Annotated in this window: 12 protein-coding genes and 1 pseudogene; 8 read left to right on the forward strand and 5 right to left on the reverse strand. The window is 60.5% G+C overall.

Annotated elements, in window-relative coordinates:
* The 5 genes from B4968_RS10190 to B4968_RS10205 form a co-directional block, all read right to left on the reverse strand.
* Positions 1-1,311, reverse strand: a 1,311-nt coding sequence (locus B4968_RS10190; RefSeq protein WP_139792723.1) for a ferredoxin family protein, incomplete at its 3' end; no start/stop codon positions are given.
* Between the two features lie 36 nt (positions 1,312-1,347).
* The gene (locus B4968_RS10195; protein WP_083098741.1) at positions 1,348-1,815 is read right to left on the reverse strand and encodes a MarR family winged helix-turn-helix transcriptional regulator; all 468 of its coding nucleotides are present in this window, start codon (positions 1,813-1,815) and stop codon (positions 1,348-1,350) included.
* Complete coding sequence (locus B4968_RS24365) at positions 1,812-2,669, reverse strand: phytoene desaturase family protein (RefSeq protein ID WP_241525674.1); 858 nt, start codon at positions 2,667-2,669, stop codon at positions 1,812-1,814. The genes B4968_RS10195 and B4968_RS24365 overlap by 4 nt, the downstream gene beginning before the upstream one ends.
* Positions 2,670-2,671: 2 nt before the next feature.
* On the reverse strand, positions 2,672-3,400 hold the full coding sequence (locus tag B4968_RS24370; protein WP_241525675.1) for a phytoene desaturase family protein: 729 nt from the start codon (positions 3,398-3,400) through the stop codon (positions 2,672-2,674).
* A gap of 4 nt (positions 3,401-3,404) precedes the next feature.
* A complete protein-coding gene (locus tag B4968_RS10205; RefSeq protein WP_083098749.1) occupies positions 3,405-4,196 on the reverse strand; it encodes a cyclase family protein in 792 nt (263 codons plus the stop codon).
* 108 nt (positions 4,197-4,304) lie between these two features.
* Between B4968_RS10205 and B4968_RS10210 the strand changes: the two genes are divergently transcribed.
* From B4968_RS10210 to B4968_RS10240, 8 genes and pseudogenes are all read left to right on the forward strand, one after another.
* Positions 4,305-5,684, forward strand: a complete 1,380-nt coding sequence (locus tag B4968_RS10210) for a phytoene desaturase family protein (protein WP_241525676.1) — start codon at positions 4,305-4,307, stop codon at positions 5,682-5,684.
* A gap of 238 nt (positions 5,685-5,922) precedes the next feature.
* A complete protein-coding gene (locus B4968_RS10215) occupies positions 5,923-7,449 on the forward strand; it encodes an ABC transporter substrate-binding protein (protein ID WP_241525677.1) in 1,527 nt (508 codons plus the stop codon).
* A 137-nt stretch (positions 7,450-7,586) separates the two neighbouring features.
* On the forward strand, positions 7,587-8,516 hold the full coding sequence (locus B4968_RS10220; protein ID WP_241525678.1) for an ABC transporter permease: 930 nt from the start codon (positions 7,587-7,589) through the stop codon (positions 8,514-8,516).
* A complete protein-coding gene (locus B4968_RS10225) occupies positions 8,509-9,360 on the forward strand; it encodes an ABC transporter permease (RefSeq protein ID WP_083098746.1) in 852 nt (283 codons plus the stop codon). The genes B4968_RS10220 and B4968_RS10225 overlap by 8 nt, the downstream gene beginning before the upstream one ends.
* Positions 9,357-9,983, forward strand: coding sequence for an ATP-binding cassette domain-containing protein (locus B4968_RS10230; protein WP_241525679.1), 627 nt, complete (start codon positions 9,357-9,359; stop codon positions 9,981-9,983). Before B4968_RS10225 ends, B4968_RS10230 begins: the two co-directional genes overlap by 4 nt.
* On the forward strand, positions 9,967-10,221 hold the full coding sequence (locus B4968_RS24375; RefSeq protein ID WP_241525680.1) for a hypothetical protein: 255 nt from the start codon (positions 9,967-9,969) through the stop codon (positions 10,219-10,221). The genes B4968_RS10230 and B4968_RS24375 overlap by 17 nt, the downstream gene beginning before the upstream one ends.
* Positions 10,218-11,027: an ATP-binding cassette domain-containing protein gene (locus B4968_RS10235; protein ID WP_241525681.1), complete on the forward strand. Its 810-nt coding sequence runs from the start codon at positions 10,218-10,220 to the stop codon at positions 11,025-11,027. The genes B4968_RS24375 and B4968_RS10235 overlap by 4 nt, the downstream gene beginning before the upstream one ends.
* 187 nt (positions 11,028-11,214) lie before the next feature.
* Positions 11,215-13,292, forward strand: a pseudogene (locus B4968_RS10240) (molybdopterin-dependent oxidoreductase).
* The last annotated feature ends 223 nt before the right edge of the window (positions 13,293-13,515 follow it).

The following is a 13,515-nucleotide window of genomic DNA, read 5'->3' on the forward strand; positions in this document are numbered from 1 at the left end:
GCCGATATCGGCGCTGATCTGGTGCTCACCCAGCTCTTGCTGCACCAGTTTCAGGGCTGCAAAAATCGGCCGTTCCGGGCAGCCCGTGCAGAACCCAGGTGGGCGGATCGGCACGGTTTGTGACAGATCCGGCAGGGCAGGGGCAGGCTGATTTGGCGCGCGCATCTGGCCGGGCAGCAGATCGGGGGCATATTGCGTCACAAAGGCGGAAATCCCGTCGAGCATCACTTGTCCGGTGTATTCACCAGCCATGGGAAAGATATCCTTGCCGTGCAGCTTGGCCGTCACATCAGAACGCAGCAACATGGTCGAGAGGCCCTGTTCAATGAACTCGGGCTGGCCTTCCTCGATGATCAACACGCCCTTTTTGCTGCGTGCAAACTCGAGAAATTCCTGATCCACCAGCGGGTAGGTCACGTTGAGGCAATACAGCGGGATCTGGGTCTCGCCGTAGATGTCGGCCAGCCCAAGACGCTGCAGGGCGCGGATGACGCCATTGTACATACCGCCCTGACAGACAATGCCGATATCGCCCTTTTGGGGGCCAAAAAACTCGTTCAGTTCCTGGTCTATGATATGCTGAACAGCACTGGGCCAGCGTATATTCACCTTTTCCTGTTCATGGGCAAAAGACATCGGCGGCAGCACCCCCCGGTTCCAGTCGCGGCGCGGATTGGCAAGCGCGTCTTTGACGTTCAGCGCCGGGGGCTGGTTGCCGCGGCAGTCAAAACTGCCGGTCACATGGCAGGACCTAATACGAACCATCAGCATGACGGGCGTGTTTGAGGCCTCCGACAGCTCAAAGCTCTGGCCGACGGATTTCACGATCGAGGGCAGGTTCGGGCGCGGATCCATCAGCCAGAATTGCGATTTCATCGCAAAGGCATGGCTGCGCTCCTGCATGATCGACGAGCCCTCGCCATAGTCTTCACCGACGATCACCACAGCGCCGCCGGTGAAGCCCGAGGAGGACAGGTTGGACAGCGCATCCGAGGCGACGTTCACCCCGGCGGACCCCTTGAAGGTGACAGCGCCGCGGATCGGGTAATGCACCGAGGCGGACAACATGGCCGCAGCCGCAGCCTCGGAGGCATTGGCTTCAAAGCGCACGCCAAGCTCGCCCAGCAGCTCTTCGGCGTCGGCCAGCACATCCATCAGATGCGAAATCGGGGCACCCTGGTAGCCCCCCACATAGCCCACGCTGTTTTCCAGCAGGGCCTTGGTGATGGCGAGAATGCCTTCGCCGGTGAACGTCTCGCCGGATCCTGCCCTGAGATGCTCTACTTCTTTTTTGAAAGAGCGCTCTGCCATGTTTGTCCTCCGTCGTCCCGGCCTTGGCCGGGGTCGTTAAAAATCGTGAATCCGCACATTGCGCAGGATCTTTTGCAAAGTGGCCTCAAAGGCCAGTCTCTCGTCGGTGGAGATGCCTTCGAACATCTGGGCATAGGTCTGCGCCATGCGGGGCCAGACCTTTTCAAAGGTGGCCCTCCCGGCGTCGTTCAGAAAGACCCGCGTGGCGCGTTGGTCTTTCGGGTCGCGGGCGCGGCGCAGCAGGCTTTCTTTTTCCAGCCCATCCAGCGTGCGCGACAGGGTCGAATGTTCTACCACCGCATAGACCGCCAGCTCTCCGATCAGAATGCCGTCGATCATCGCCAGAACTGCCAGACAGCGGATTTTGGGCGTGGTCAGGCCCAGCTCTGCCATCTCTTCGCGCAGGCTGGCATTGTAGCGCCCCATGATGCGGTTCATCAGATAGGGGGCGAAATTGCCCAGACCAATTTCGACAAACCGAAGCTTTGCCAGTTCCTGTGTCATCCGCCGAGCCTTTTCGCAGTATTGAACCCGGATCCGCCGCCAAGACCGGGGCCGGGATGTGTGGAGGCACCAATATGGTGCAGGTTGCGAAAGGGTGTACTGGTGTTGCGCGAAGAGCTAAACGGGCGGAAGATAAAAAACTGATCAATACTGCACTGACCACCATAGGGATCACCGCCCACAAGGTTCATGTTCAGCGCGGCCAGATCAGCGGGAGAATAGGCACGCCGCGCGAGTTTGATCTGGGCAAAACCCTTGATGTGGCGCGCTAAAATCGCCTCTATCCGGTCGGCGAAGGCCTCGCGGGTTGTATCGTCCCAGGTGCCGTTCGTGGCGATTTTGCCTGCGGCATCGCCCTTGATCTGGCGTGGCGCGTCGGGGATTTGCAGCCACAGGATGGCCTTGCCCTTGGGGCAGCGACTGGGGTCAAGCCGGTGTGGCTGGCCGATGCAGATGGTTGGCGTTGCCGGCAGCATGCCGCGCTCGGCCTCATTGGCGGATTTTGACACCGCGTCTATTCCGTCGCTCAGGTGGATCAGTGCTACATCCTGTAGCCCCTCTGCCAGCCATTCGGGCGCCTGATCCAGCGCATAATGCAGCTGAAAATTACCCCGCCCATGGCGAAACTCCTGCTCCTGTGTCTGGGCCCGTTCTGTCTGCTCTGTTGGGGCGGCCTGGGCCAGCAGGCGACCATAAAGCTGCGATGGGGTGACCGAGGCCAGCACCTGTCTGGCGGCAATGACCTCGCCGTTGCTGGTTTCAACGCCTCTGACGGTCTGGAGCCTGTCTACGGGTCCGGACAGAGTGATTTTCGCCACATCAACGCCGGTGCGGATCTCGCCGCCATTGGCCACGATCAGGCGCCGAAAGGCCCGCCCGCCTGGGCGGCACCGCCTTTGACGATGGGGGCGCCTGCAGCCTCTAGCGCAAAGGCGACGACTTTGCCCATTTGGCCCGAGTAGGTGCTTTCCGGGGTCAGTCCGGTGTGCAGCACCCAGGGCGCCCAAAGCGCCTGTATATCAGGGCTGCTATAGGAGCTCTCAAGCCAGCTGCGGGCAGGGCGCAAGGCCGTGCCGATCCAGGATTTCAGCCCGTTCAGCCCGCGTTTGCGGATCTCGCGCAGCAGCAGCCTCGCCGTGCGCCAGGACCACAGATCACCCCCCAACAGGGCAAACAGGAAGGGCGCATCCGCCGCGATCCCAGCGACGTCGCGCCGGTGCTGGTCGCCATCTCCCGGCGCCCGCGCGTTGAAGGCGGCAATGTTGCTGGCCTGATCGGTGCTGAGAACAAGGCTGCGCCCGCAGGGGCGCAACACGGCGGTTGGGTGCGCGGTGTGGCAGAGCTCAAACCCGTGCTGCGCCAGATCTTCGGCCAGCTCGCCATAGGCAGGCGAGGGCGCAAACAGCACAAAAGTCGCTGCCATCACGTCATGGTGAAAGCCGGGCAGGGTGGCCTCATGGGTCATCATGCAGCCACCAATGCGGCTCTCGCGCTCCAGCAGCAGCACTTTTTTGCCTTTGCGCGACAACAGGGCCCCGGCGACAAGTGCGTTTATGCCGGTGCCAATTATGACGTGATCTGCCATCTCGTTAGCCTTTGGGCACCAGGGCCAGAGCCCGCATGGGAGAGCCGGTGCCGCGCTGGATTTTCAGCGGCGCTGCGATCAGGATGGCGCCTTTGGCGGGCAGTTTGTCGAGATTGGCAAGCGAGGCGAGACCAAAGCAATTGTCGCGGCGCAGCATGTTATGGGCCGGATAGGGCGGATCCATCGCCCCGGCCTGACCTGCATCGGTGCCAATGCACTGGCTGCCCCAGCCGACGATCTTTTTGCTCAGCAGGTACTCCATGCATTCAGGGGTCGGCCCGGGTGAATGGGGGCCAGTATCATCGGCATTCAGAAAGGCGGCCTCGTCATCGGCGCGTTTGTCCCAGTCGCTGCGCAGCACCACCCAGTCGCCAGCGCCGTTCTCGCCGTGCTCGGCTTCCCAGGCTTTGACGTGGTCTGCTGTCAGCAGGAAATCGGGGTCAGCCGCGCTCTCAGCGGCGCAGTCGATCACATTCACTGGTGCGACCAGACGGTTCACATCCAATGTGTCGGTATAGCCATCCTCATAGTCCTTGCCGGTGATCCAGTGGTGCGGTGCGTCAAAATGGGTGCCGGAATGCTCGCCGAGAACCATCCAGTTCCAGGCAAAGAAGGGCCCGTCCGCGTCATATTCGCTGATCTTGTGAATCTCGACCCGGGGGGTGGGTTTGGCAAAGTCTGCAGGCAGTTGCAGAATGGGTGTGTCCGGTCCCAAGACCCCGGAACAATCCACCACTTCGACACCACCAGAGGCCAGCATGAGCCCCAGATCGATAAGTGTATTTTGCGCGCTCATGGCTTTCTCCCTGAAATGACCGCCCCCTGTTTCGGGTGCTGATTTATGAATCATTGCTAGACAAATATATTTCCATTTGCAAACAATATAGCGAAAGGAGACATGTTTATGGATGAAGGCACCGATGTTCTGATCATAGGGTCGGGCTTGAACAGTCTCGCCAGTGCTATGGTTTTGCAACGTCATGGGCTGCGGGTTGCTATCTTTGAGCAGGCGCCTGAACCCGGCGGCGCGGTCAAATCAGGGGCTTATACAGAGGCCGGGTTCACCCATGACTGGGCCGCCATGAACCTGTCCCTGTTTGCCGGATCGCCCTTTTTCCAGGAGTTCGGCGCTGAGCTGACGGCAGCCGGGCTGGAGTTTGTCCCGGCACCAAAGTGTTTCGCCAGTGCCTTTCCGGATGGCAGGTGGCTGGGTATCGACAGCGACGCGGTGTCTAATGAGGCGGCAATACATGCATTTGCAAGTAGTGATTCGAGAGCCTGGGGTGATCTCTCGGCGCAGTTTCCTGATCAGGCGGCGCATATCTTTGCCATTCTGGGCGCGCCCTTTGGCTTTCGCCCGGTTGCCAAAAACATCTGGAACCTGCTGCGGCAAAAGAAGCTTTCAGGCGCGCTGGATCTGGGACAGTTCCTTGCCTCTTCGCCACGGGCCTGGCTGGATCAGACCTTTACCTCGCCGCATGTGAAATCGACCCTGGCGGCCTGGGGTATGCATCTGGATTTTGCCCCCGACATCGCCGGAGGGGCTTTGTTTCCCTATCTCGAAGCGATGGCAAATCAGGCCTTTGGCATGGTGATCGGCAAGGGCGGCGCCGACACGGTCACGCGGGCCATGCTGTCGAGCATTGCCTCCAAGGGCGGCTTGGTTACCTGCAATGCCTGGGTGGAACGTGTGATGATTGAACAGGGGCGGGCGGTTGGCATTCGATTGGCTGACGGCACCGAGCATCGCGCTGCAAAGGCGGTGATTGCGAATGTGGCGCCGAAACACCTCAGCACACTGATTGGCAAGACGGACCCAGCCTGTGACACGGGCTATGACCCCGTCTACGACAAAGGATTGCAGAGTTTCCGACACGCGCCGGGCACCCTGATGATGCATCTGGCGATGGACGATCTTCCAGCCTGGTCGGCCTCGGATCAGTTGCGTGACTATGCCTATGTGCATCTGGCGCCCAGCATGGATCAGATGGCGCGCTGCTATCAGCAGGCGCAGGCCGGGCTTTTGCCGGATGAGCCGGTGGTGGTCGTGGGCCAGCCCACAGCGATTGATCCCAGCCGCGCACCAGCAGGCAAACATACCCTGTGGCTGCAGGTGCGCATGGTGCCGGGGGAAATCCTGGGCGATGCGGCGGGGCAGATCACTGCCCGCGACTGGCAGAGCGCTGCCGCCCCGATGGCAGAGCGTGCGCTGGACATTGTCGAGGGTCATGCGCCCGGCAACACGCGCCAAAATTATCGCGCAGAGAGTTGTAACCCCGGCTGAGCTGGAGGCGGACAATCCAAATCTGGTTGGGGGCGACCAGATTTGCGGCAGTCATCACCTGTCGCAGCACTTTATTTATGCCCGATGCGGGGGCGTTCAGACGGCTCAACCCCCATCAAGGCGCTTTACCACACCGGTGCCGCAGTCTGGCCCGGTGCCGGGACAGGGGCCGGGCCGGGCTACCTGTTGGGCAAGAAATTAACATCATAATCAACAATATAACAAGGGAGTAAGGACAGTGACGGATTTTTCAAGACGTGGAATGCTGCGGCTCAGTGCGGCGACGATCACCCTGGCCGCGAGTGGCCTGCCGGCGCTGGCGCAAGAGATCAAGGATCTGGTGATTGCCAATAATGTGAACCTGCCCAGCTGGAACCCAACGGTGGGGACTTCGGCGGTGAACCCGACGATTCAGGGGATTTACCAGTCCGTTTTTGACATGTTCATCGCGCAGGACACCGATCTGAGCCAGATGCCCGGCATCCTCACCCAATGGGGCTGGAACGCGGATAAAACCAAGGTCGAGATGACGGTGCGCGAGGGTGTCACCTGGCATGACGGCACGCCGCTCACGGCTGAGGATGTGGTCTGGAGCCTGGAGCGTGCGGCCGACCCGGACGCAGGCAACCCGATCCAGTTCATCTGGTCGACCATTGGCAACTTTGAAATCAACGGCAATCAGATCACCGGTGATGTGCTGCGGTTTGAGCCGACGATCTTCAAATGGATGTCCTTCCTTACCGGCTATGTTCTGCCCAAGGCCTATATCGAGGCGCAGGGTCAGGATGGCTTTGAGGCAGCCCCCATCGGCTCTGGCCCCTATATGGTCGAGAAATACGAGCGCAACGCCTTTATCCGCCTGAAGGCCTATGACGGCTACTGGGGGCCGGCGCCGGAGTTCAAATCCGTCACCATCAAATTTGTCACCGACGCGGCCGCGCGGGTGGCCGAGGTGGAATCCGGCAACTCGCATGTCACGCTTGAGATGCCCTCGGAAGAGTTTGACCGCCTGAAGGCGGGCAATCTGGTTGGGGTGGCGCAGCCGATCTCTGATATTGGCATGATCTTTTTCAACGACATTGACGTGATGAAAGACCCCAACGTCCGCCGCGCTGCCGTCAAGGCGGTGAACAAACAGGCGATTGTTGAGCGGCTGTTGTCGGGCTACGGCGTGCCGATCGACACGCTGCAGACGCCGGAATATGCCGCCTTTGATGCCTCGATCACCACGCCTTATGATCCCGAAGGCGCCAAGGAGCTGCTGGCTGCTTCGGGCTATTCCACCGACAATCCGGTGCGCTTTACCATCCAGACCACGCGTGGCTTTAAACCCAAGGATTATGAGGTCATTCAGGCCATTGTAGGTCTGTGGCGCAAGGTTGGCATCGAGGCCGAGATCGAGGTCTATGAGATCGCCAAACATTATGAGCTGCGCGCGACAGACACATTGGCGCCCGCGGCCTTTTATAACTGGGGCAACTCGGTTGGCGACCCAACCACCTCGACCGGGTTTGCCATGTTCGGTCCCTCGCCGCATTCGGTCTGGGATGGTGAGGATCTGGTGGGCATGATCGCGCCGCTCTGGGGTGAGGCCGATGAGGCCAAGCGCATCGACGGCTGGAAAGCGGTGGATCGCAAGATCGCCGAGGACGCGCTGGTGCTGCCCCTGTTCCAATATGTGCAGCCCATCCTGCACGCGCCGGGCGTCAAGGTGGTGCCACATGCCTCTGGGGCATTGCTGCCACATCTGATGACACGTTCCTGACTTTCCTGACCTCAAGGACAGACACCGGGGAGGGATGGCCCTCCCTGGTGCGCATATCATGACCCTCATTCGCACTTTTCTGAAACGTCTGGCCTCGATGCTGATCACCCTGATCGGCGTGGCGGTGATCGTGTTTTTTGTTTTCGCCTCTGCCGGGCAATCCCCTTGCCATGATGCTGCCGCCGGGGGCTGGCGAAGAAGATATCATTCGGCTCAAGGCGCTTTACGGCTATGACAAATCCATTCCCGAGCAATTTCTTATCTGGGTCAGGGGCATTTTGGCAGGCGGTTTTGGCACCTCAATCACCACCCGCCAGCCTGTTCTGTCATTGGTTCTGGGGCGGCTGCCCGCAACGCTGGAGCTTTCTGTCATGGCGCTGGTGATGGCGATTGCCATTGGTGGCATGCTGGCGCTGACGGGCACCCGGCACCGGGGCCAAAAGGCCGAAGCCCTGATTGATGTCACGAATGGGGTGTCGCTGTCTGTGCCTGATTTCCTCTGGGGGCTGTTGTTCATTCTGCTGTTTGGGGTGCTCTGGCCAGTGTTCCATATCTCGGGGCGGGTCTCGCCGGCGCTGGGTCTGCCCTTTGTCACCAATTTCTACCTGTTCGAGAGCCTTGTGCGGTTGCGGTTTGATATCTGGCTGGATCTGGTCAGCCATATGTTCATGCCCGCCCTGGCGCTTGCCATTCCACTGGCGGCGATCATCGCCCAGCTTTTGAAGCAATCACTTAAGGAAACCATGCATTTGGACTATGTCACCCTGGCGCGCACCAAGGGCTACAGCGAAAATTACGTCATCCTGCGCGAGGCCCTGCCCAATGCGGTGCTGCCGACGCTGACGCTGGTGGGGGTGCAGTTCACCTTTCTGATCGGCGGCACCATTATTATCGAGCGGCTGTTCTCTTACGAGGGGCTGGGCAATATGGCGATTGATGCGGTGATCAACCGGGATCTGCCGCTGATACAGGGCATCGTGATCCTGTTTGCGGTGATTTTTACCACCGTCAACCTGCTGGTCGATCTGACCTATGCGCTGCTGAATCCGAGGTTGCGACATGGCTGATGGGCGCGCGGCGGCAAAACGCAGGATCAACCCACGGCTCTGGTTGTCGGGAGGCTGGTTACTGCTGCTGGTTCTGGCGGCGCTGGCCGCGCCGCTGCTGGCACCGCAAGACCCACTGGCGCAGGATCTCTTTGCCTCGCGCCTGCCGCCTCTGTGGCAGATGGGAGCCGAGCCGGGCTATCCGCTGGGGTCAGATTCCCTGGGGCGCGATGTGTTGAGCCGCATTCTCTATGGCGCCCGTATCGCCCTGCTGGTGGCGCTGATTGCCGGCACATGCACCTGTATTCTGGGAGCTGGTCTGGGGCTAGTTGCGGGCTACTACCGGGGCTGGCCTGATATGGTGATCTCGCGCTTTATCGACATCTGGATGGCCTTTCCGCCGGTGTTGTTTGCCATTTTGCTGATTGCGGTGATGGGCACGGGGCTGGTGTCGATCATTGTCGCCATTGTGGTGATCGACTGGACCCGGTTTGCCCGGGTGATCCGCGCCGAAGCGATGAGCCAGGGGGCGATGGACTATGTGGCCTCGGCCAAGGTGGCGGGGCGGGCACGGTTTGGCATCATGCTGCGTGAAATCCTGCCCAATGTGCTGCCGACTATCGTGGTCTTGCTGACGCTTGAGATGGGCATCGCGGTGATCGTCGAGGCGATCCTTAGCTTTGTGAACCTGTCGATTTCAACCGATGATCCCACTTGGGGCAGTATGATCGCCGAGGGCCGCGCCTCTGTTCATCAATCCTGGTGGGTGCTGGTCTTTCCATTGATCACCCTCTTTCTGACTGTTCTCAGCTTTAGCCAGCTTGGCGGAGGCCTGAAGGACCATTTTGATCCGGTGCTGCGATGAGCTTTTTGAAACTGGAGGGCCTGAGCCTGCGGGTTGGCACCCTGCCGATCCTGCGGGACGTCTCGTTGCAGGTCGAACCCGCAGAGGTGCGGGCGCTGGTGGGCGAGAGTGGCGCTGGCAAAAGCATGATTGGCAAGGCGATCCTTGGCACCCTGCCGGATGCGGTTGATGTCACTAGTGGTTCGATTTACCTCGACGGCGAAGACCTCATGACATTGGCCGCAAAAGATCGCCGCCGTTTGATTGGCAGCAAGGCGGCTCTGATCCCACAGGATCCGCTGACGGCGCTGAACCCGGCCCGCCGGGTGGGGCCGCAGATCTCTAATCGTCTGGTGGATATTCTCGGCTGGCGCCGGCAGGACGCTTTGAGACGCGTGATTGAGTTGCTGCACGAGGTGCATATCCCCGCCCCCGAGCGGGTGATGCGCGCCTACCCGCATGAGCTGTCGGGGGGTATGCGGCAGCGCATTCTGATTGCCTCGGCCTTTGCGGCGGAACCGCGCCTGATTGTGGCGGATGAGCCGACAACGGCGCTGGATGTGACGGTGCAAAAAAAGATCCTGCGCCTTGATCCGGGATATGCAGCGCCGCCACGGCACAGCACTGTTGTTTGTTACCCATGATCTTGGGGTGGTCTCAAAGCTGTGCCAGTCGATGACGGTGCTCTATGGCGGCAAGGTGCTTGAGGACACCACGGCTGAGCAGTTCTTTCGCGGCCCGGCGCATCCCTATTCTGCGGCCCTGCTGGCGGCGACGCCAAAATATACTGATCCCGACAGCAGTCTGATGCCGGTGCCCGAGGCGGTGATCCGTGCGGTTGACGCCGAGATCGCTGAACACGACCAAAGGAGGCCGCAATGATGGCTGCGCCGTTGTATGAAATCCGCGATCTGCGGCTGTCCTTTCCTGACCTCGCGCATAAACCGCTGTTTGGCGCCGCACCACGGGTTGAGGTCCTCAAAGGCCTCAGCTTTGATATCCAGCGCGGCGATGTGATTGGCATTGTCGGCGGCTCCGGGTCTGGCAAATCAACCTTGGGCCGCGCCATGGTGCGCCTGCTGGAGGTGGACTCTGGACAGATCCGGTTTGATGGCGCGGATATCACGCATTTGGAAGAAGACAGCCTGCGGCCACTGCGCAAACGCATTCAGATGATTTTTCAGGACCCGATGTCCTCGCTTAACCCGCGTCACCGGGTTGGCACAATCATTGCCGGCCCTTTGCAATTGCACGGCTTTGATCAGATCCGCGAGCGGGTGGATTTTGCTCTGTCGCAGGTTGGCCTGCCGCTGGCGTTTCGCAGCCGCTATCCGCATGAGCTGTCCGGCGGCCAGCGTCAGCGCGTCGGCATCGCCCGTGCCATTGCCACCGAGCCGGACTTCATTCTGGCAGATGAGGTGGTCTCGGGGCTGGATGTCTCGTCGCAGGCGCAGGTTTTGAACCTGCTGGAACGGCTGGTGCGCGACATGGGGCTGACGCTGGCCTTTATCAGCCATGATCTGTCGGTGATCCGGCGACTGTGTCAGACCACATTGGTGCTGCACCACGGCGAGGTGGTTGAACATGCGGCAACCGAGCAGCTGTTTGGCAACCCGCAGGCGCAGTACACGCGCGAACTGCTTGAGGCGATTCCGTTGCCGGAGCTGTCGCCGGGCTGGCTGGATTGATGGGGTCAGGTTGGTGGTGTGGGTAATTAAATTACGTTTGGTCAGGGGTGTGATTGGCAATGATTAGCCTCTGCAAAAGGTAAATCCCTTGGTCTAGGCTCATGGCAGTGAAAGAGCATTTTTTAGCCGGAGGCAGCCATGAGCGACCTTGAAAACCCAGTACCGAACCTGCAATATCTGCGAGGCCATGTGCGGGCTGATTGTCACTCATGACGACACAGAGGTGCATGCGATCAAGGCAAACCCGGCTGACCCGCTGTCGCGCGGCCATATTTGTCCCAAGGCGATCGCGCTGCAGGATTTTCGCACCGACCCGGATCGCGTCACCACGCCGTTGAAAAAGGTGGACGGAGAGTTTGTGCCCATCAGCTGGGATGAGGCCTATGATTTTGCCGCTGAACGTCTGCAGGCGGTACAGGATGTGCAGGGCCGGGATGGCGTTGGGGTGTATCTTGGCAATCCCAACGCGCATAAATTTGGCAATCTGCTGAACCTGCCAGCGCTGATCAAGGCGCTTGGCACCTCAAACCGCTACTCCTCGGCCACCGCGGATCAGATCCCGCATCACGTGGCCTCGATCCATATGCTGGGGCATCCGATGTTGATGCCGGTGCCAGATGTGGCGCGTACCGATCTGATGCTGATCCTTGGCGGCAATCCGGTGGTCTCGAATGGCTCAATGATGACGGCGCCGGGGTTTGGCAAACGCATGGATGAGATCAAGGCCCGTGGCGGCCGTGTTGTGGTGATTGACCCGCGCCGCACCGAAACCGCCAGCCGCGCCGGCGAGCACCTGTTCATCCAGCCCGAGACCGACGCCTTCCTGCTGCTGGCGCTGATCCATCAGGTCTTTGCCCAGGGACTAGAGCAGCTGGAAACACTGGCGGATGTGACCGATGGCGTTGCGGCGCTGAAACAGGCGGTTGAGCCCTTTACGGCCGACAAGGCCGCCGAGATGACGGGCATTGACGCGCGGACCATTCGTGATCTGGCACGTGATTTTGCCGCCGCCAAATCCGCCGTCTGCTATGCGCGCATGGGGGCCTCTACCCAGAGCTTTGGCTCGCTATGCCAATGGGCCAACAATGCGCTCAATATCATCACCGGCAATTTTGACAGCCCCGGCGGTGCCATGTTCACCACCCCGGCGCTGGACTATGTCGGCATGACCAGCCGCAAGGGCAAGCACCGCACATATCCCGAAAGACGCTCGCGGGTGTCGCAGCAGCCACTCTATAATGGCGAGTTCCCGATCTCGGTCATGGCTGAGGAGATGGAAACCCCCGGCGAGGGGCAGATCAAAGCGCTGGTCACGGTGGCGGGCAACCCGGTTCTGACGGCGCCCAATGGTCAACGCATTGGCCGCGCGCTGGAGCAGCTCGACTTTATGATGTCGATTGATCTGCATATAAATGACACCACGCGCCATGCCGACCTGATCCTGCCCGCCAGTGTGGCGCTGGAGGAGGCGGTCTATGACATGGTGTTCCACAGCTTTGCGGTGCACAACACTGCCGCCTTTGCCGGGCCGGTCTTTGCGCCACCCAATGGCAATCCGCAGGAATGGGAAGTGATTGCGCGCCTGGCGGCCAGGCTTTCCGGCTCAAACAGTATTGGCCCCTCTCCAACTGAGGTGCTGGGGGTGTTGCTGCCGCAGGGCTACCACAGTGACAAAGTCACGGTTGAGGCGCTGCTCAATGCCCCGGACGGGGTGATTGACCTTGGGCCCCTGGTGCCCAATATCGTTGAGCGGCTTGAGACCACAGATGGGCGGCTGAATCTGGTGCCTGAGGTGTTCCTGGCGGATCTGCCGCGCCTGCTGGCGTTCCGGGCCCCGGTCAGTGCTGACTTCCCGCTGTTGATGATTGGGCGGCGTCAGGTGCGTAGCCATAACAGCTGGACCCAGAACAGCGCGCGCCTGGTTAAAGGGCGCAGCCGCTGCACCGCGCAGCTGAACCCGGTGGATGCGGCCCGTCTGGGTCTGGCAGAGGGACAGGATGTGCTGATCGAAAGCGCCGTTGGCTCAGCCACCCTGCCAGTCGAGATCACCAGGACATCGCGCCAGGTGTCATCTCAATCCCGCAGGGCTGGGGCCAGCGCGATGGCAGACTGGCTGCTGCGACGAAGGTGCAGACCGTCTCTATCAATGATCTGACCGATGACAGCCGCATCGATCCAATCAGCGGCAACGCGGCCTTTAACGGCGTGCCGGTGCGTGCCAGCGCAGCAAAACCCGCTGTTCTGCGCGCCAGTGCCGCGAAATAGGACCTGCCCACAGCAATTTCGAGGGCCGCTGTGGTGAGTCCCTTGCGAGTCTTTCGCCCGACTTCGGTCTGACTGCGACCTGTCGGCTGTTCGGGGCGGGGAATTGCTCTGATTTTCTGTTGTTTGGCTTGTGGATTTTTGGGCTATAGCGCTGAAACTAAGGGGAAATGTGATTTGTTTGAGAAAAACGTCGTTTTTGTGAATTTATGCCTTGCGGAGGTTT

Source organism: Pseudophaeobacter leonis, assembly GCF_002087335.1.
GTDB classification, from domain to species: domain Bacteria; phylum Pseudomonadota; class Alphaproteobacteria; order Rhodobacterales; family Rhodobacteraceae; genus Pseudophaeobacter; species Pseudophaeobacter leonis.